Here is a 19286-nt window from a genome sequence, read left to right on the forward strand (position 1 = left end):
TAAGGAGCTTTTCGATGGAAGTTCGAGTTCGCTATGCCCCGTCGCCAACTGGGTTACAGCACATCGGAGGTGTGCGTACAGCACTGTATAACTATTTCTTTGCACGTTCTATGGGCGGCAAGTTTATTCTTCGTGTAGAGGATACAGATAGAGAGAGATATACTGAGGAATCTCTTCAGGATTTATATGATACTCTTTCTTGGTTAGGAATTAAGTGGGATGAGGGTCCTGTTGTAGGTGGCCCTTGTGGTCCTTATATCCAGTCTGAAAGATTGGAGCTTTACCAAAAGTATGCTAAGAAGCTAGTTGAAGATGGTAGAGCATATTATTGTTACTGTTCCCCTGAACGTCTTGAAAAGGTTCGTCAGGAGCAGATTGCATCAAAGAGTGAATATCAGGGATATGATAGACATTGTGCTAACCTTACTGCAGAGGAGAGAGCTGAATTAGAAAAGCAGGGAATTAAGCCTGTTATTAGATTAAAGGTTCCAACAACTGGTAAGACAACCTTCCATGATGTTTTGATGGGTGATATCACAAGAAGAAACTGCGATGTTTCTCCAGATCCTATTCTCTTAAAGAGTGATGGATATCCTACCTATCACTTAGCAAATGTAATTGATGACCACCTTATGGGTATTACTCATATCATGAGAGCACAGGAGTGGATTCCATCTGGACCTCTTCATATCTTACTCTACCAGGCTTTTGGCTGGGAGCCACCTGTATATTGCCATTTACCGATGGTAAAGGGTAAGGATGGTCAGAAGCTATCTAAGAGACATGGAGACACAGCTGTTCGTGATTTCAGATTAAAGGGATATCTTCCTGAAGCAATCTTAAATTATGTTACATTAGTTGGTTGGTCCTTAGATGGTCAAACAGAGTTCTTTACTAAAGAGGAGCTTGAGAAGTGCTTTAAGCTTGAAAATATCCACGTATCAAGTGGAACCTTTGATTATAAGAAGCTTGATTGGTTTAATGGTCAATATATCAGAATGAAGTCTGATGAGGAGATCGTTGAATTAATTACTCCATATTTACAGAAAGCAGGGTTTATTTCAAAGGATGTAAGTGAGAGTGAAAGAGCTCTAATGCTTAGACTTGCTCCAAGCGTTAAGGAGAGAATGAAGGTTCTTTCCGATGTAGTTCCACTTTCTGCATTCCTATTTAAGGATGAACCAAATCAAGATAAGAGTGCTTATATCGCTAAGGGTATGAGTGAGGAGCAAACAGCTGAAGCATTTAAGAGGGGTGCTGAAATTATCCTTAACAATGAAAAAGCTGGAAAGCCTTTTAGTGAGACTGAGAGTGATATTAAGAAGCTTGCAGAGGATATGGGTATTAAGATTAATGGTGTATTCCAGCCTGTAAGAGTTGCTATAACAGCATCTGCAGTTTCATTACCACTTCATGATTCTATTGCTCTCTTAGGCTTAGAAGAGACAGAGAAGAGAATCAATAGAGCACTTAATTTATTTAATTAGGAGGACTAATATGTCAGAAGAAAAACAAGTTGTTACTATGGATAAGATTATTTCTCTTTGTAGAAGAAGAGGCTTTATCTTCCAGTCATCAGAGATTTATGGTGGCCTCAATGGTGCCTATGACTACGGTCCTCTTGGTGTAGATTTAAAGAATAATATTAGAGACTTCTGGTGGAAGGAAATGACTCAGATGCACGATAATATCGTTGGTCTTGATGCTTCTATTTTAATGCACCCACGTGTTTGGGAAGCAAGTGGTCACGTTTCTAACTTCTCAGACCCAATGGTCGATTGTAAGGTTTGTAAGTCTCGTTTCCGCGCTGACCAGATTGACCTCAACGCTCCATGTCCTGTTTGTGGAAATAAGGATAGCTTTACAGAGCCAAGAAACTTCAACCTAATGTTTGAGACACACATTGGTGCAAATAAGGATAGTGCAAGTGTTGTATACCTTCGCCCTGAAACAGCTCAGGGTATATACGTTGACTTTAAGAACGTATTACAGTCATCACGTGTAAAGATTCCATTTGGTATTGCTCAGGTTGGTAAGTCCTTTAGAAATGAGATTACAACAAAGAATTTTATTTTCCGTTCCTGTGAATTTGAACAGATGGAAATGCAGTTCTTCTGTAAGCCAGGCACAGAGGATGAGTGGTTCCCATATTGGAGAGAGCAGAGAATGAACTTCTATAAGAAGATGGGTATCCATCCAGAGCACCTCAGATGGCACCAGCATGGACCAGATGAGCTTGCCTTCTATGCTAAGGATGCATATGATATTCAGTTCCTATTCCCAATGGGCTGGCAGGAGCTTGAGGGTGTACACTCAAGAACTAACTATGACCTTACTCAGCATGAGAAGTTCAGTGGTAAGGATCTTACTTATCTCGATCCTGAGACTAACGAGAGATATATCCCATTTGTTGTTGAGACTAGTGCTGGTTTAACTCGTAATGTTCTTATGGCTCTTTCTGATGCATATGATGAGGAGAAGACTCCAGAGGGTGATGTTAGAACTGTACTTCACTTCCATCCTCAGATCGCACCAGTTAAGGTTGCTGTTCTTCCTCTTGTTAAGAAGGATGGTATTGCAGAGTATGCTTCTAAGCTTGAGCACTCCTTAAGAGAGGACTTTGTTACCTTCTATGACCAGTCAGGTGCTGTTGGTAGAAGATATAGAAGAATGGATGAAATTGGAACACCATATTGTATTACTGTAGATTATCAGACTCTTGAGGACCACACAGTTACAGTTCGTTTCCGTGATTCCATGCAGCAGGAAAGAGTTGCTGTAGATCAGATTGTACCATTCATTAAGAATGCTATGAAGAACTACAAGAGAGTATAAAGTGAATAAAGCATTACAGACATTAATTGACCGAGAGTTTATTAAGGATTGCACTGACTTTGAGGGATTGTCAGATTTAATGGACAAGGAGAGTGTAACCTTCTATGTAGGTGTTGATCCAACTGGACCTTCGGTTCATATTGGCCATGTTGTGCCTTTCTTTGCTATGCATCATCTACAGGAGGCTGGACACAATCCTATCGCTCTTGTAGGTGGTGGTACTGGTTTAATTGGAGACCCATCTGGAAAGACTGAGATGAGAAAGATTCTTTCAGAGGAGACAATTGCAAGCAATGCTAAAGCAATTGGTAACCAGCTTTCTAAGATCGTTGATTTCTCTGAAAATCCAAAGCCAGGCTATGGAAAAGCTATTCAGATGAATAATGCTGATTGGCTAGTTAATCTTAATTACATCAAGTTCCTTCGTGAAATTGGTTGTCACTTCTCTGTTAATAGAATGCTTACCTTCGAGGGTGTTAAGCAGCGCTTAGAGAGAGGCTTAAGCTTTATTGAGTTTAACTACCAGCTACTCCAGAGCTATGACTATTACATGCTCAACCAAAAAACTGGTTGTAGATTACAAATTGGTGGTGCAGATCAGTGGGGTAACATTGTAGCAGGTATCGACCTTATCCATGATATGCAGGGCCCTCAGTGCTATGGCTTAACCTTTAACTTAATCATGAGAGCCGATGGAAAGAAGATGGGTAAGAGTGAGAAGGGTGCAATATTCCTCGATAAGAACTTAACCTCTGTTTATGATTTCTATCAATATTGGAGAAATGTACCTGACCAGGATGTAATTAGGTTCATGAAGATTTTTACATTTATGTCTCTCGATGAAATTGCTGAGTATGCAGATCCAAAGAGAAACATCAATGAAGCTAAGGAGCGTCTTGCATTTGAGCAAACTAAGATTGTTCATGGTGAAGAGGAAGCTATTAAAGCTCAAGAGGCTGCTAAGGCACTCTTTGCTGGTACAGGAGCTTCTAAAGAGGGTATGCCAACTGTCGAAGTAAGTAATGATGAGCTTAACAGTGGTATTGGTATTCTTTCTCTCTTTGTAAAGGCAGGCTTCTGTAAATCTAATTCTGAAGCAAGAACTATCGTTATCCAAGGTGGTGCTGAGATTAATGGAGCTAAGGTTACAGATTTCAAGTATTTAGTCTCAGATAAGGATTTAACTAGCGATAATGATATTCTCATTAAGGCTGGTAAGAAGAAGTTTGCAAGAATAATTGTAAAATAAGAGTTTATCCGACTTCGCTTGAGGTCGGATATATTTTATCAATATATGTAAAATATACTTGACAATATGTGATGTAACTCATATATTATGTAAATCATAAAGGATGTTAAAATGAATATGAGTTACATAGCTGGTGTTTTAGTTGGAATTGTTATTGTTTTATTTGCTTTTTGCTTTACAAAGATATTCTTAAAGAAGAAGGGGCTTATTAAAAAAGAGTGCTACGATGAAAGACAGGAAAGAGAAAAGGGTAAAGGCTATAAGCTTGGTTTCTTTGTTGCTCTTATTTACTATCTACTTTTAATGGTAGTTCAGCTCAGTGGTCTTGAAATCGATAATGGATTTTTTACCTTTTTAGGTATTTGCCTTTCTGTTGGAGCATTTGCAATTTACTGTATTATTAAAAATGCATATTTTGGATATAATCAAACTCCAAAGGGCGTAACAATATTACTATTCGTTATAATGCTTACAAATCTTATTCCATGTATTACGGCATTAATTGAAGGAAAAATGCTTAGAACAACTGGTACAAATATTGTATGTGTTATTTTACTATTAAGTGTTATAGTCGCATCTATTGTAAAGAACCATATCAATAATAAGGATAGTGAAAGGTGAAAAACTTAAAGATAAAGGCTGCTAGAGCTTTAAAGGATATGTCTCAAGGAGAATTAGCAGAAAAAGTTGACGTCTCTAGACAAACTATTGTTGCTATTGAAAAGGGTGACTATAATCCTACAATTAATCTTTGTATTAGAATTTGTAAGGCTCTAGATAAGACGTTAGATGACCTATTTTGGGAAGATGAGGCATAACCTCATCTTCTTAAAATATCTTCCCACTGTCTATTAACATTTTTAATTACATCGTCTTCATCGATAGTTAATAGCTTTCCATTTCTCATAAGCTCTCTACCACGACAATAAACGCTATCAATTGCTCTATCTGGTAGACTGAAAACAAGAGCTGAGAAAATATTATTTAAAGGTGTCATTTCACATATATTTTTATTTATTAAAACTATGTCTGCTTCCTTATTAACCTCTAAGGATCCTATTTTATCAGAAAGTCCTAACGCTCTTGCTCCATTTATAGTTGCCATCTCAAGTATTTGATATGGTGTTGTTGATGCCGGTCTCATAGTTGATACAGTTGCTATCATAGCAGCAAGTCTCATCTCCTTTATCATAGATAAATTATTGTTAGAGGAGGCTCCATCTGTACCTAAAGCAACATTTATACCCATCTCTCTATAGTGACCAATTGGACAAATACCTGAAGCAAGCTTACAGTTAGATGATGGATTATGAATAACAGAAACATTTCTCTTCTTTAATATCTCAAGCTCGTTATCATCAAAATATACACCATGTGCTAAATAGGCTGGAGCAGAGAATGCATTAATAGACTCTAAATACTCAACAGGACGAAGACCAGTTTGATTGATACAATCATCGACCTCCTTTTTAGTCTCTGAGAGATGAGTATTCATATAAGTTTTATTTTCTAAGCAAAATTGAGCAACTCTTTCATATGTTTCCTTTGTACATGTATATATTGCATGTGGTGCTGCATGTACACTAATTAAAGGATTATTGTTAGCTGCCTTTAATATTTTAGAGTAGTTAGTCTCAATTCTTCTATTTGTCTCATCAGCATCTCCAAAGAAAGTAATACCGATACATGCTCTAATTCCTGATTGTATTACAGCTTCAACAGTCTTCCATTGCTGGAAGTACATATCAGAGAAGGTAGTAGTGCCACTCTTAATTAATTCAGCAACACCATTTAATGAGCCATAATAAATATCTTCCTCATTTAGCTTATCTTCAATTGGAAAGATCTCAGAGAGCCAGGCTTGAAGGTTTTCCTGGCTATCCTTGTAATTTCTCATTAAAGTCATTGCTAAGTGTGTATGAGCATTTACAAAGCCAGGTAAAGCTATATATGAGGACGCATCTACAAATTTGTCATATTCACCTTGATATGATGGACCAACATAATATATTTTTTCATCTTCAATTACTAAGTCCCCGTGGAAGAAGTAATCTTCCTTTGTCATTGGAATAATTGTTGCATTCTTTAAAAGTGTTTTCATAAGTTGAATATATAAAAAAAACAAGCTCCAAACAATAGTGGAGCTTGCTTAAGTGAATGGGTTATTTTACAAGATTACGTTTAATCTTCTTTGTTGTTGTCATATCCATTGGTTCATCAAGGATAGTAATCTTCTCGATCTTCTTGTAAATCATTAATGAAGCATTAACTGTCTTTACAGTCTCTTCGATATCAGCTTTAATCTGATCCTTATCAAAGCCCTTTTCCTTGTAATAATCCTTAGATGGATAAATTACAGCTTCGATACATTCACAAGGTACATCCTTCTTCTGCTGGAAGCCTCTTACAAGAATCTGCTCGATATTAGCATAGGTTTGGAAAGCATCCTCAATTTCTTCAGGATAAACATTCTTACCACCCTCTGTTACGATTAGGTTCTTAGCTCTACCCTTGAGGTACACATAGTTTTCACTATCCTTATAGCCAAGGTCACCTGTCTTAAGATATCCATTTTCATCAAAGAGCTCTTTAGTGTTTTCTTCATCCTTATAATAACCTAGAGTTACATTTGGTCCCTTTACTCTAATTTCACCAATTCCAGCTTCATCCTTATCTGCAATGATTAAATCCATTTGACCGAGTACTCTACCAACTGAATCAAGCTTAAAGTGCTTAATTGGATTTAGTGTTAATACAGGAGCTGTTTCTGTTAATCCGTAGCCCTGCAAAAAGTCTAAGCCAAATTGCTGGTATTGCTTAAATACTGTAGGAGATAGTGGACCTGCACCACAAATTAATATCTTTGAATGGCCAAGACCAAGGTTAGAGAGGATTTTCTTATTAAAGAAGCCCTTTAATGGAGCTGTGTGGAAATATTTCTTGAAGATACCGTTAATCCACATAAGAGCTCTGATAAGGCCATAAGTAAATGCACCCTTATCCTTAATTTTCTTCATGATACCAGCAAGGAGCTTGTTGTAAAGAAGTGGAATACCCATAAATACTGTGACACCACCTCTCTTAAGATCGTTGATCATTAATGAAATGACAATACCATGACCAAATAGACAGCTAGCACCATGCTTTACAGTCTCTAATAATACTGTTGTACAGCAATATGAGTGGTGAAGTGGAAGAAGTGCATATAATACATCTGTTTCATCAACACCCATTCCATCTGCAACTAAGTAAACATCACTTATGATATTTCTATTAGTAAGCATTGCACCCTTTTCATTACCAGTAGTACCACTTGTAAATAGGATAGCTGCTAAATCATTTTCAGTAATTCTTACGTAATCAATGATTTTTTCTGTTTTAACTGTGAGTACATTTTCAATGCCTTCAACCTCACCACTTAAAGAAAGCTTACCATTAATTGAATTATACCATTCGTTATCACTTGGAATCTTTGCAAAAACATCACCATCTGTGATTAAGAATTTTGCATCAGCAAAGGCTGCAAGTTTTAGCATTCTTTCAATTGGAAGCTGTGCATCGATAGGAACTACTACAGCACCAGCGTAGTTAATAGCAAAATAAGAAACACCCCATCCAATAGAGTTCTTTCCTGTTAATACTACCTTATCACCTCTTTTAATACCTTTTTGATTTAAATAAGAAGCAACATTCTGAATAATCTCATGAGCCTGAGTGTAGTTAAAGCTTATTTTCTTTGATTTTTCAAATACTGTAAAACATGTTCTTTCAGGAAATCTAGAGAGTGTAATATTGAACATCTCTGTAATGGTTGGCCATTCTCCTTCAAAGAATTTTCCTTTATATGGAGCAAGCTCTTGAATTGTTTCGCTCATTTTCTTTCCCTTTATATATGATAAAGAATTACTATAGCTTGTATTCTTACAATCTAATAGAATTTTGTCAATAAAAAAATAATTCAATGTCTGCAAAGGAAAAAAATAAGTAGTGATTATTCACTATTAGGGTAGTTAATCGCCTGAAAATATCCTTTTATCATTATTTAAGCACTTAATATCATCATAAATGATATGTGCACCATGCTTAATTAAGCCCTCTCTATCCTTATTACCTGTCATGAGTCCTATAATGTATCCACAGCTTCCATTCTTAGCAAAATCCATATCGCTTGTAGCATCACCAACGACAGCAACCTCCTCAGGCTTTAAATTAAAGGCATTACAAAATTGCTTAATAGCCTCTGGATTTGGTTTCTTGCGACAGTTACTTTCCTTTGATCTAAGAAATTCAATATCATCTGTGATCCCCATCATCTTAAAGCAAACTCTTGCACTAGCTGTTGTATCATTTGTGACGATACCAATTTTAATATTGTTTTTCTTTAAGCGATCCATTAAGTCTTGTACTGGTTTAAAATCGATTAAATCAAGCTGCTCTTTAATCATATCTGCAGGACGGAGCAAAAGCTTTTGCATCATCTTATAAAATGAAAATGGATTTACTTTGTATCTAAAACAAAATCCAAGGAGCTTGAAAAAAGCTCTTACGACCTTATGATGATTAAATACAATACCATCCTTATAGATATTGTAATTATTATCTATACCTATAATCTCATATAGCTGTGAAGTTGCTTTTTCACTATGCTCTATATTTAATGATATAAAGATGGTTTTAACAGCATTATTTATAACTGGTGCCCATACCTGGACATAGTCATAGAGCGTTCCATCTTTATCAAATATTATTCCCTTTATATTGGTGCTAGCCATAGCTAAAGATTACATAAATAATTAGCTTTGTGCTATAGTTCAAGGACTATGAGTGCAATATATAATGAAAGAGCTTATGCAAAGGTTAATTTAGGTTTAAGAGTACTTCAAAAGAGAGAGGATGGTTTTCATCCTGTAAAGACAATCTTTCATAAAATCAATTTATTTGATGATATTACTTTAAAAATTAGTGATAGTAATAATTTAAAGGTTAAAATATTTGGAAATGAAGAGTATATTGGCTCTAATGTAGATTTAATGGAAAAAGCCTGTATCCTTTTTTCCGATAAAACGAATATTTACTTTGATATTGAAATAAAGATAGATAAAAAAATCCCATTCCAGGCAGGTCTTGGGGGTGGCTCAAGTGATTGTGCTACTGTTTTATTAACCTTAAATAAGCATTTTAATAATGTATTAACAAAAGCAGAGCTATTAAAAATCGCATTAATGCTTGGCTCTGATGTTCCATTCTTTATTACAGGCTTTGATGCAGCGTATGGAGAAGGTAGGGGAGAGCTATTAAAGGAGGCTGAGGGAGTAAGCTATCCTATTGTAATTTTAAAGAAGAAGGGCTCCTTAGTATCAACAAAGGAAGCGTTTAAAAAGCTTGATGAGAGAAAATGTATTTCAAGCAGTTTTCCTTCATGGCCATTAAAATTAGAGCTATGGAAAAACAATTTAGTTAATGATTTTGATATTATTCAGCCAATTCGTGCAGAGGATGAGTTTAAAAAACTATCATCAAATGCTTCTTTTGATTCAACCTGTGGTAGTGGAAGCTGTCAATTTTTAGTTTTTGAAAGTGATAAGCAATTAAATAATTTCCTCTCTTTGAGGTGTAGTTATGAAATGTTAGTAACAAAGCTTCGAAAAAGCACTTTACATTAAAAACTTCTTCTGATATCTTTTCATTTGAATTTGGGAAGTCGCCAAGAGGTTAAGGCTCTGGTTTTTGGTGCCGGCATCGTAGGTTCGAATCCTGCCTTCCCAGCTTATTGGCCCGAGCATATTGCTTTGGGCTAAATTTTTTTATTGTAATTTTTTTTATCTTTTTGTATTATCCAATATTGTGCTTAAGCACATTAATTAATATCCATGGTAATTGGTATTTACCAATGAGAGTATAAGGAGAAAAAAATGAGCGAAGAAAAAAGCCTCCAGGCTCGCCTAAGAACTGAAGACTTCGGTTCAGCAGGTTCACGTCGTCTTGTTCGCGCAGGTTTTATCCCTGCAGTTATCTACGGAAAGCAGGAACCAATCCACGTAGTAATCAATGCAAAAGAGTTTATGATGAAGAAGCATACCTTCAGTGAATCAACTCTTATTTCATTGAATGTTGATGGTACTGACCACAAGGTATTTGTAAAGACATATCAGGAAGATTTATTAAAGGGTATTGTTAAGCACGTTGACTTCTACGAAGTTACATTTGGTGTTCTTGTTAAGACTCACGTAAGAGTTGAACTCACAGGTACTCCTAATGGTTGTAAGGTTGGCGGTGTTCTTGATCAGGTTATCCATGAAGTTGAAATCGAATGTTTCCCAAGACACCTCCCAGAATCAATTACAGCAGATGTTACTTCTCTTGAAATCAATGAAGGTATCAGAGTATCTGACCTCAAAGTACCTGCAGAGATTAAGATCCTTACAGATGCTAATGCTACAGTTGCAACAGTTAAGGGTGTTAAGGAAGAAGCAGCTCCTGCTACTGATGATGCAGCAGCTACAGCAGCTACAACAGCTACAACAGCTACAACAGAAGCAAAATAATGTTTGTAGTATTTGGGCTAGGTAATCCTGGTCTTAAATACGAAGGGACAAGACACAATGTTGGAGTGGAAACACTTCAAAAGATGGCAGCGTACTTTCAAGTAAAATTGAAAAAGCGCTGCTTTTCTTCTTATGAAGAAGCAATAGCTAATGAAAATATAAAGCTAGTCTTTCCCTTAACGTATATGAATAGATCAGGTAAGGTTGTAAATAGGACTGTAAAAGAATTTGATGAGCTAATTGTCATTTGTGATCAGATGGACCTTCCTTGTGGAAAAATTAGACTTAAACGAGGCGGCTCCTCTGCTGGACACAATGGCTTAAAGAGTATGCTAGAAGCTTACCCTCAAAACTTTATTAGAATGTACATTGGAGTTGGTCGTCCTCAGGAAGGAATTAGTGTCCCAGACCATGTACTATCACGCTTTAGCGAGCAAGATAGAGCTTTGATTGAAAAAGCTGAGGATAAAGCCGCTGAGATATTAGAAAAGCTACTATGTAATGAGCAAACCTTTGCTATACTACAGGGTGAAGCTAATAGCTGGAGTTGTTCTTGATTGATTTAGAATTAAAGGTCAATTCTTATTTAGAAGCATATAGAATTGCTAAAGATGAAAAAATATATGTTGCATTCAGTGGAGGCGCTGATAGTCTTGCTTTACTTGCTATTCTATCTAAAGTAATGACTACACCTCCTATTGCAGTGTATGTTGATCATAATCTAAGAAATAGAGCTGAATTAGACCTTGAAATTCAAAGAAATATAGAAAACTGTCATAAACTTGGGTGTAAATTAATTATTCATACATTAGAGCAGGGTGAGGTTAATAAGCTTTGTAAAGCTGATAGAATTACAGTTGAAGCTGCTGCAAGATTATTACGCTACTCCTACTTTGACTCTCTTGATTCATTTGTTGCAACTGCACATAACTATGATGACCAGGTTGAATCTGTATTTATGCGCTTATTATCTGGTTCAACATTTCAATCCTTAGCTGGGATTAGAAGAAAAAGAGGTAAATATATAAGACCACTTTTAGATATTAAAAAGAGTGATATCGAAAGCTATTGTCTTAAAAATAATCTAACTTTTTCTTATGACTCTACTAATTCTCAGCTATTTTGCTTAAGAAATAAAATTAGACATTTAGTAGCTCCAGCTCTTAATGATGAATTAAAGCAGTCCTTAGTAAATATTAGTAATAATATATCTGCCTTTTTAGATAGAATAAATATTTTAGCTTCAAGCAATAAGGGCTTTTATAGAACACTTGATAGAAAAGAATTTTTATCATTAATTGAGATAGAAGCTGATATTACAATTTTAAATTTTATCTCCTTTTATACTCAGGATAGGGTATCAAAGAGAGAGCTTGAGAGTATTAAGGACAATATTAAAAAGAAAAAAGCTATTGAAAATAATGACTATATAATTACTTGCACTGAGAGTGAAATAAGAATTTATCCTCCTAAATTCTACTATTCAGCTCGGTTAAGAGTTGATGATGAATTTATGGGGTTAAAATTCATTAAAAGCGATAGTAAGGATGCTTTAGTCCTTCCTTGTTATGATTTTATAATAAGAGTTAATGAGGAAGGTGATGAAATAGAAACTGTAAAAGCTAGGACAAAAGTAAAGGATTTACTAAGCGCTATGAAAATACCTTACTGTTTAGTTGTTTGCTCTAAAGAAGGAATTGTTGGGGTTTTTGCAGCCTGCTTTGGCGGTAAAAATAGAATTTCTAAAGAATTTTACCTTCCTAATTATGAACAACACCAACGTTATGATGTGATTTCTTCAACGTTGCTTGAATTCTGATACATATTTCTTTATATTTAGAATATTATTGAAATCTTATAGGAAAGCTAATGGACGAAAATAAAGATAAAGAACCAATAAAGGACCAAGAGCCTAATAGTAATGGTCCTGAGAATACTCCTAAAAAGGGGTCTGACGAAAAAAAGAAAAAAGATAATGTCTATGACCAATATAAATATTGGGGTAGTGATAAAAATGATGATGGGTTTTTTAAGGGTGGCCCTAAGGGTAAGCTAACTCTTTTCATTTTTATTGCCTTAGTATTAAGCTTTGGATTTTTATTTTTCAATGAATCACGTGCTACAAAGCCACAGGAGGTAACCTACTCCTCCTTTATTAAGGCTGTAGAAAATGGAAGCGTAATTAAAGCAGATATCAAGGATGAGGCACAGGTAACATTTACAACCTTAAATGGTACTACTGCAATTTGTAGAATACCTTACTATGATTCAAGCCTAATGGAGCTTTTAAAGAATAATAATGTAGAGGTTGTAGGCTCTGTACAGGGTGTATCCTTCCTCTATATATTCTTACAGCTCTTCCCTTGGCTTATCTTTGGCTTTATTATGTTCAACCTCTATCGCCAAACAGGTGCTGCTGGTGGTAAGGGCATGATGGGCTCTCTTGGTAAGAGTAATGCTCATCAATATGGCTCAAAGGATAAAAAGGTTACATTTGCAGATGTAGCAGGCCAAAAGGAAAGTAAGTATGAGCTACAGGAGGTTGTAGAGTTCTTAAAGTCCCCTGAACGCTTTGTAAAAATCGGTGCAAGAATTCCTAAAGGTGTTTTATTAGTAGGTCCTCCAGGAACAGGTAAGACCTTACTTGCTCGTGCAGTAGCAGGTGAAGCTGGAGTTAATTTCTTCCACACCTCAGGCTCAGACTTCGTTGAGATGTTTGTAGGTATGGGTGCTGCTCGTGTTAGAGATTTATTTGAAACAGGTAGAAAGAATGCACCATGTATTCTCTTCATCGACGAGCTTGATGCTGTAGGTCGTTCTCGTGGAAGTGGACTAGGTGGTGGACACGATGAAAGAGAGCAAACTCTTAACCAAATACTTGTTGAGATGGATGGCTTCTCTTCAGACCCTGGTGTAATTGTAATTGCTGCAACTAACCGTCCTGATGTACTTGACCCAGCACTACTTCGTCCAGGTCGTTTCGATCGTCAGGTAGTTGTTGATCTTCCTGATGTTCAAGAGCGATTAGATATTTTACGTATTCACTCAAAGAAGGTTAAGAGTGAGGGTGATATAGACCTTGAAAGAATAGCTAAAGCAACACCAGGCTCCTCTGGTGCTGACTTAGCAAATCTTGTTAATGAAGCAGCTCTTTTCGCAGCTCGTGATAATAGAGAGACAGTTTCAATGGCAGATTATGAAAAGGCTAGAGATAAGATCATCCTTGGTGTTGCAAGAGAAAGCCGTTTCATGACTCAGGATGAGAAGAAAGCTACAGCCTACCATGAAGCAGGACACACCTTACTACACTACTACCTTAAGTATACAGATCCTCTCCATAAGGTTACTATTATCCCTCATGGCAGAGCACTTGGTCTTACTATTTCACTTCCTGAAAAGGACCAGTATACACTGCGTAAGGGTTATCTCTTAGATAGAATAGTAATTTGTATGGGTGGTTATGTTGCTGAGGATATCGTTTATGGTGAGACCACAACAGGTACAAGCAATGATATCAAGCAGGCAACAGATCTTGCACATCGTATGGTAACAGAGTGGGGTATGAGTGACCTTGGATTCATTTCATTAGCTAGTGAGGGCGAGCCTTTATTCTTAGGTAGAGAGATTACTCAGAAGAAGGATTTCTCAGATAAGACAGCTACTAGAATTGATGAGGAGGTTCAGAAGATTCTTACCTCCTGTATGGCAACCTGCCGTGATATTCTTACAACTCATCGTGACCAGCTTGATAAGCTTACAGATGAGCTTTGTGAGAAGGAAACTCTAGATGATAGTGAAATTAGAGTTTTACTTGGTTTTGAACCACATAAAAGTGAAAGTGAGTTAGTCTGATAATGGATATTAAACACAAAAGAAACTTCTGTATCATTGCTCATATTGACCATGGTAAGAGTACTCTTGCTGATAGATTCATAGAGAAAGCCCGCTTGGTAACTAGTAGAGGTCCAATGGGTACCCAGCTTCTCGATAATATGGATATCGAGAAGGAGAGGGGTATTACCATTAAAAGCCAAGCTGTAACTATTCCTTATACAGCAGCAGATGGCCAAGAATATGAGCTAAACCTGGTTGATACTCCGGGACACGTTGACTTTACATATGAAGTAAGCCGTGCGATTTCATCATGTGAGGGTGCTTTATTACTTATAGATGCATCACAAGGTGTAGAGGCTCAAACCTTAGCAAATCTATATCTTGCTATGGAGCATAATCTAGAGGTTATTCCTGTAATAAATAAGATTGATTTGCCTAGTGCAGATATCCCAGCGTGCTTACATCAAATTGACCATGACCTTGGCTTAGACCCTGATATGACATGCTTTGTATCTGCAAAGACAGGTGAGGGTGTTGATAGTCTTTATGAAGCAATAGTAAAGAATATTCCTGCTCCTGAAGGAAGTGATGATAACTCACTAAAGGCATTAATTTTTGATAGTCACTATGATCCTTATCGTGGTGTAATAGTACATTGTAGATTATTCTCAGGAACCTTAAAAACTGGTGATGAAATTAAGTTTATGCACTCTGATGCTGTATACAAGGTTGAGGATTGTGGTATTTTCCAGCTCCAGCTAGTAACTAAGGGTGAGCTTAAGGCTGGTGATGTTGGTTATTTCATTGCTGGTATTAAGACAATAAGTGATATTAGAGTTGGTGATACAGTAACTGGAATTAAAAATCCAGCTTCTGAGCCATTAGCTGGCTTTAAGGAAGTAAAGCCTGTAGTATTCTCATCTATCTACCCAGTTGATAGCAATGACTATGAGGAGCTTCAGGAAGCTATTGAAAGATTAAAGCTTAATGATGCATCCCTTGTCTATGAAAAGGATAACTCTGCAGCTCTTGGCTTTGGCTTTAGATGTGGATTCTTAGGAATGCTACACCTTGAAGTAATTCAAGAGAGAATAGAGAGAGAATTTGATTTATCAATTGTTTTTACATCTCCATCTGTACGATATATCGTTCATATGAAGAATGGTGAAACTCTCTATATTGATAATCCTCTAGAGTATCCTGAGGTTATGAGAATTGATTATTCTGAGGAGCCTTATATACAAGCTAATATCATTACTCCAACACAATATGTTGGTCCTATTATATCTCTTTGTCTTGAAAAGAGAGGTGTTCAGAGTGCAATGAACTACCTCGATGAGAAGAGAGTTGAGCTTGTTTATGAGATGCCATTAGCAGAGGTACTATTTGATTTCTATGATCGATTAAAGAGTATTTCTCGTGGATACGCATCCTTTGACTATGAAGTCATTGGGTATAAGAAGACAGATCTAGTAAGACTCGATATTCTCGTAAACTCAGAGCCTGTTGATGCTTTATCACAACTAGTATTTAAGGATAATGCTCAATCACGTGGTAGAATGGTTTGCGAAAGGTTAAAGGATGAAATTCCTCGTCAGCAGTTTAAGATTGCAATACAAGGTGCTATTGGAGGTAACATCATTTCTCGTGAAACTATTTCTGCATATAGAAAGGATGTAACTGCTAAGTGTTATGGTGGTGATATCTCAAGAAAGAGAAAGCTCCTTGAAAAGCAGAAGGAAGGTAAGAAGAGAATGAAGATGGTTGGTAACGTCGAAATTCCACAGCAGGCCTTCTTAGCAGTTTTAAAAACTAACGAAGATAAGCAGTAAATTAATGCTCCTCAGTTGAGGAGCTTATTTTTAATAGACTTTTATTAATAATTTAATATTGTTCTCTAATTACATAATCGTTTGGATTTTGAATATCAAAGCTTCCACTTTTAATCTTGATTACTGATATTTCATTTTCAGGAGTGTTTCCTGGATAAGTTTTCTCAACTACTACTTCTCCAACTTTTTCTCCTGGTAATTCAGTGGCTTCACCTGTTAGAGGGTTAGTAATTTTACTTCCTCTTTTGTATATATCAAAGGAACTACCAGCCTTAATACCGATAGACTCTCCTCCAAAAATATACATCAGACCGTTATCAACGATTACATTCGATTGCCAAGGATTTTCATTACATTTTTCAATAATATTGTTAATCAAACTATCAATAGCAGCTTCAATTGCTTTTATCTCTAAAGAGTTAGGATCATATCCTGAACTTTGTACAGATATACCCATTACATTTAATCCAGCAGAAGTATTTTTAGAAGTACCTTGTCCTTCTTCTGCAAAAATAACTTGATTAGTTTCTGTATCAACTAATCTAATTGTAACAGAAGCTTCTACAGATGTAGATTGTGATGAAAGCCCCATAAAGCTTCCGCCAGTAGTTTTGCTTGCAACTGAGTTTACTGAACCGATGAGCTTATATTGTGTATAAGTATTTCCACTAGCTGTATCAAATACTAGAAATTTTCCACTAGCCTGTAACATGTTTACTATTGTATCTTGAGCAGCCTTTGCATATGCAGCGCTATTATTAGCTGACATTTCAGTTGAAAACTCTTGAACATAGATAGACTTTTTGAGATTAGGAGCAGTGTTATCAATACTTCTGTTTATAGAGCCACCTTTTTCTGCTTTAACACTTGTTGAGGAGCTAGTAGCACAAGAAGTAAATAAAAGAATAACCGATAATAAGAGCACAAAGCTAACATTGACTTTAAATTGTGTTTTTGACATTTTTTCACCCTCAAAAATAGTTTTTTACTTTAGATGATCTTGGAAAGCTGTAATACTTTTATTAGTTCCACATATATACATACTATCTTTAGAGTAGAGCATAGTATTTGGAGTAATATTACCTGTTGCCTTTCCATCATGTACTATTGCAATAAGGTTTAAATTATATTTTTGTCTTAAGTTAATTTCACTTACTGTCTTAGAATCGAAGATATAAGGAACCTTCATTTGGACGATTGAGAAATCATCAGAGAGAGGGAGTATATCCTCTGTTAGTGCATTTGAAACTGAGTATGCAACTCTAGTTGCGATATCAATTTCAGGAAAGATTATTTCTGCTCCAATCTTTTCAAGAATCTTTGCATGGTCATCACTGTTGGCTTTACATATAACTCTTTTTACTCCAAGCTCTATAGCATTTAATGCAGCTAGGATACTTGCTTCGATATCCTTACCGATACCGATTACTACAACATCTGCATCCTTTACTCCACACTCAGTTAGAGCATCCTTATTAATGCTATTTATTATATAAACATCTGCACCAAATTTACTTATAGCTTCCAAAATTGTTTCATCTTTATCGATTGCAATTACATTTTGTCCAATCTCAAGAAGTGTTTTTGCAACCTGGAAGCCAAATCTTCCTAATCCAATAACTGCAAAAGTTCTATATTTTTTCATCCTACAATTACCTTTCCTTCAAGATATTCTATATGCTTAGCTTCACTAGAGAAACAGCTAAGAATAGTTAAAATACCAACTCTACCTATATACATTAAGAATATAATTATTATTTTACTAGTTGCGGAGAGTAAAGATGTAATATTTTGACTTAAGCCAACTGTAGCTAGTGCGCTTACTACCTCATAAAATAGTGCTGAGAGAGGTATATCTGGTTCACTAAAGGATAAAATCATGCATGAGAAAAAGATCATCAATACTGCAATTAAAAAGATAAAGAGGGCTTTAATCACAGTGTCCTTACTAATGTAGCGTTTAAATACGATAAAATCCTTTCCCTTTAAAAGAGAGAAGCATGAACCAAGTGCTGTAAAAAGAGTAGTTGTTTTAATACCACCACCTGTTGAACATGGGGATGCTCCAATAAACATTAAAAATATAGTTAATACATATGCTTTAGGAGTTAATATACTTTGGTCAAAGGAGCAAAAGCCCGCTGTTCTAGTAGTTACTGCTTGGAAGAAAGCTTCTAACACAGATAGCTTTTGAGTAATGATAAAGCCCACTGTACCTAATAGTAATAAAATAATTGTCATTAATAGTACTATTTTTGTGTGGACACTTAATCGAATTCTATGGCGCTGAGGAATTATTAACTCTTTAAGAACTAAAAAGCCTAAGCCACCAATAATAATTAAGCTTGCAACTGTAAGTAGAACTAAAGCACTATTATTGTAAGCGATTAATGAGTTACCAAATAGGTCAAAGCCTGCATTATTAAAGGCTGAAACTGCAGTAAATAGTGCAATAAATATTCCTCTATTTCCATATTGGGGAAAGAAAGCAACTGAGAGTAATATAGTTCCTAAGGCTTCACAAATAAAGGTTGAGATTAATACAAACTTAATTATTTCCTTTGTATTAGTTCTGTTATCAACACCAAAGGATTCTCTTACTAGAAGCTTATTCTTAAATGAAAGTGTTCCATTAGTGATAGATATTAAGCTAACTAAAAGAATTGCATAACCTAGTCCTCCAATCTGGAATAGGCTCATTAGTACAATTTGACCAAACAGCGTTAGAGTTGAGCATATTTCAATTGGTGATAATCCTGTAACACACACAGCAGAGGTTGCTATAAATAAAGCATCAATTGGAGATATAGTTTTAGTAGCTGAGAAGGGAAGCATTAGAAGAAATGTCCCTAAAAGGATAATACAAAAAAATCCTAAAGCTAAAAGCAAGGATGATGGCAGCTTTTTAAGCTTTTGATGTATGTGTGAAATACCCATGAAAGCTATTATAGCTTTTTTTTAATTTAATGTATAAGTATTTGTTGTTTAAGA

17 protein-coding genes and 1 tRNA gene are annotated in these 19286 nt (G+C 35.9%); 12 read left to right on the top strand and 6 right to left on the bottom strand.

Going from position 1 to position 19286, the window contains the following annotated elements:
* The first annotated feature begins 14 nt into the window (after window positions 1–14).
* From gltX to FYJ80_RS00795, 5 genes are all read left to right on the top strand, one after another.
* A complete protein-coding gene (gene gltX / locus FYJ80_RS00775; protein WP_154424221.1) occupies window positions 15–1487 on the top strand; it encodes a glutamate--tRNA ligase in 1473 nt (490 codons plus the stop codon).
* A 10-nt stretch (window positions 1488–1497) separates the two neighbouring features.
* Window positions 1498–2835, top strand: coding sequence for a glycine--tRNA ligase (locus tag FYJ80_RS00780; protein ID WP_154424222.1), 1338 nt, complete (start codon window positions 1498–1500; stop codon window positions 2833–2835).
* A 1-nt stretch (window position 2836) separates the two neighbouring features.
* Window positions 2837–4084: a tyrosine--tRNA ligase gene (gene tyrS, locus FYJ80_RS00785; RefSeq protein ID WP_328596662.1), complete on the top strand. Its 1248-nt coding sequence runs from the start codon at window positions 2837–2839 to the stop codon at window positions 4082–4084.
* 111 nt (window positions 4085–4195) lie between these two features.
* On the top strand, window positions 4196–4705 hold the full coding sequence (locus FYJ80_RS00790) for a hypothetical protein (RefSeq protein WP_154424223.1): 510 nt from the start codon (window positions 4196–4198) through the stop codon (window positions 4703–4705).
* A complete protein-coding gene (locus FYJ80_RS00795) occupies window positions 4702–4902 on the top strand; it encodes a helix-turn-helix transcriptional regulator (protein ID WP_328596663.1) in 201 nt (66 codons plus the stop codon). Before FYJ80_RS00790 ends, FYJ80_RS00795 begins: the two co-directional genes overlap by 4 nt.
* 2 nt (window positions 4903–4904) lie before the next feature.
* On the opposite strand, the gene FYJ80_RS00800 is transcribed toward FYJ80_RS00795, so the two are convergent.
* The 3 genes from FYJ80_RS00800 to FYJ80_RS00810 all read right to left on the bottom strand — a co-directional run bounded on the left by FYJ80_RS00800 (window position 4905) and on the right by FYJ80_RS00810 (window position 8856).
* The gene (locus tag FYJ80_RS00800; RefSeq protein WP_154424224.1) at window positions 4905–6185 is read right to left on the bottom strand and encodes an amidohydrolase family protein; all 1281 of its coding nucleotides are present in this window, start codon (window positions 6183–6185) and stop codon (window positions 4905–4907) included.
* 61 nt (window positions 6186–6246) lie between these two features.
* Window positions 6247–7959, bottom strand: a complete 1713-nt coding sequence (locus FYJ80_RS00805) for an AMP-binding protein (protein ID WP_154424225.1) — start codon at window positions 7957–7959, stop codon at window positions 6247–6249.
* Window positions 7960–8094: 135 nt separating this feature from the next.
* Window positions 8095–8856, bottom strand: a complete 762-nt coding sequence (locus FYJ80_RS00810; RefSeq protein ID WP_154424226.1) for an HAD family hydrolase — start codon at window positions 8854–8856, stop codon at window positions 8095–8097.
* Window positions 8857–8904: 48 nt separating this feature from the next.
* On the opposite strand from FYJ80_RS00810, the gene ispE reads away from it, so the two are divergent.
* The 7 genes from ispE to lepA all read left to right on the top strand — a co-directional run bounded on the left by ispE (window position 8905) and on the right by lepA (window position 16295).
* Window positions 8905–9747 (top strand): 4-(cytidine 5'-diphospho)-2-C-methyl-D-erythritol kinase, encoded by an 843-nt coding sequence (gene ispE / locus FYJ80_RS00815; RefSeq protein WP_154424227.1) that lies wholly within the window; start codon window positions 8905–8907, stop codon window positions 9745–9747.
* Between the two features lie 31 nt (window positions 9748–9778).
* A tRNA-Gln gene (locus FYJ80_RS00820) sits at window positions 9779–9850 on the top strand.
* A gap of 146 nt (window positions 9851–9996) precedes the next feature.
* A complete protein-coding gene (locus tag FYJ80_RS00825) occupies window positions 9997–10629 on the top strand; it encodes a 50S ribosomal protein L25 (protein WP_154424228.1) in 633 nt (210 codons plus the stop codon).
* Entirely contained in the window at window positions 10629–11186 is a 558-nt protein-coding gene (gene pth / locus FYJ80_RS00830) for an aminoacyl-tRNA hydrolase (protein WP_154424229.1), read from the top strand. Before FYJ80_RS00825 ends, pth begins: the two co-directional genes overlap by 1 nt.
* On the top strand, window positions 11183–12448 hold the full coding sequence (gene tilS, locus FYJ80_RS00835) for a tRNA lysidine(34) synthetase TilS (protein WP_206360890.1): 1266 nt from the start codon (window positions 11183–11185) through the stop codon (window positions 12446–12448). Before pth ends, tilS begins: the two co-directional genes overlap by 4 nt.
* Window positions 12449–12498: 50 nt before the next feature.
* Window positions 12499–14481, top strand: a complete 1983-nt coding sequence (gene ftsH / locus FYJ80_RS00840) for an ATP-dependent zinc metalloprotease FtsH (RefSeq protein WP_154424231.1) — start codon at window positions 12499–12501, stop codon at window positions 14479–14481.
* Window positions 14482–14483: 2 nt separating this feature from the next.
* On the top strand, window positions 14484–16295 hold the full coding sequence (gene lepA, locus FYJ80_RS00845; RefSeq protein ID WP_154424232.1) for a translation elongation factor 4: 1812 nt from the start codon (window positions 14484–14486) through the stop codon (window positions 16293–16295).
* 52 nt (window positions 16296–16347) lie between these two features.
* On the opposite strand, the gene FYJ80_RS00850 is transcribed toward lepA, so the two are convergent.
* The 3 genes from FYJ80_RS00850 to FYJ80_RS00860 are packed head-to-tail and all read right to left on the bottom strand — an operon-like array spanning window position 16348 to window position 19232.
* Complete coding sequence (locus FYJ80_RS00850) at window positions 16348–17256, bottom strand: CsgG/HfaB family protein (RefSeq protein WP_154424233.1); 909 nt, start codon at window positions 17254–17256, stop codon at window positions 16348–16350.
* Window positions 17257–17280: 24 nt separating this feature from the next.
* On the bottom strand, window positions 17281–17940 hold the full coding sequence (locus FYJ80_RS00855) for a potassium channel family protein (protein ID WP_154424234.1): 660 nt from the start codon (window positions 17938–17940) through the stop codon (window positions 17281–17283).
* Complete coding sequence (locus tag FYJ80_RS00860; RefSeq protein WP_154424235.1) at window positions 17937–19232, bottom strand: TrkH family potassium uptake protein; 1296 nt, start codon at window positions 19230–19232, stop codon at window positions 17937–17939. The genes FYJ80_RS00855 and FYJ80_RS00860 overlap by 4 nt, the downstream gene beginning before the upstream one ends.
* Between the last annotated feature and the right edge of the window lie 54 nt (window positions 19233–19286).

The sequence above is a fragment of the Bullifex porci genome (genome assembly GCF_009695635.1).
GTDB classification, from domain to species: Bacteria; Spirochaetota; Spirochaetia; order Sphaerochaetales; family Sphaerochaetaceae; genus Bullifex; species Bullifex porci.

Excerpts from the sequence above, each read along its gene's own strand:
- gltX (WP_154424221.1), top strand. The coding sequence starts at position 15 with ATGGAAGTTCGAGTTCGCTATGCCCCGTCGCCAACTGGGTTACAGCAC.
- FYJ80_RS00780 (WP_154424222.1), top strand. The coding sequence starts at position 1,498 with ATGTCAGAAGAAAAACAAGTTGTTACTATGGATAAGATTATTTCTCTT.
- FYJ80_RS00790 (WP_154424223.1), top strand. The coding sequence starts at position 4,196 with ATGAATATGAGTTACATAGCTGGTGTTTTAGTTGGAATTGTTATTGTT.
- FYJ80_RS00800 (WP_154424224.1), bottom strand. The coding sequence starts at position 6,185 with ATGAAAACACTTTTAAAGAATGCAACAATTATTCCAATGACAAAGGAA.
- FYJ80_RS00805 (WP_154424225.1), bottom strand. The coding sequence starts at position 7,959 with ATGAGCGAAACAATTCAAGAGCTTGCTCCATATAAAGGAAAATTCTTT.
- FYJ80_RS00810 (WP_154424226.1), bottom strand. The coding sequence starts at position 8,856 with ATGGCTAGCACCAATATAAAGGGAATAATATTTGATAAAGATGGAACG.
- ispE (WP_154424227.1), top strand. The coding sequence starts at position 8,905 with ATGAGTGCAATATATAATGAAAGAGCTTATGCAAAGGTTAATTTAGGT.
- FYJ80_RS00825 (WP_154424228.1), top strand. The coding sequence starts at position 9,997 with ATGAGCGAAGAAAAAAGCCTCCAGGCTCGCCTAAGAACTGAAGACTTC.
- pth (WP_154424229.1), top strand. The coding sequence starts at position 10,629 with ATGTTTGTAGTATTTGGGCTAGGTAATCCTGGTCTTAAATACGAAGGG.
- ftsH (WP_154424231.1), top strand. The coding sequence starts at position 12,499 with ATGGACGAAAATAAAGATAAAGAACCAATAAAGGACCAAGAGCCTAAT.
- lepA (WP_154424232.1), top strand. The coding sequence starts at position 14,484 with ATGGATATTAAACACAAAAGAAACTTCTGTATCATTGCTCATATTGAC.
- FYJ80_RS00850 (WP_154424233.1), bottom strand. The coding sequence starts at position 17,256 with ATGTCAAAAACACAATTTAAAGTCAATGTTAGCTTTGTGCTCTTATTA.
- FYJ80_RS00855 (WP_154424234.1), bottom strand. The coding sequence starts at position 17,940 with ATGAAAAAATATAGAACTTTTGCAGTTATTGGATTAGGAAGATTTGGC.
- FYJ80_RS00860 (WP_154424235.1), bottom strand. The coding sequence starts at position 19,232 with ATGGGTATTTCACACATACATCAAAAGCTTAAAAAGCTGCCATCATCC.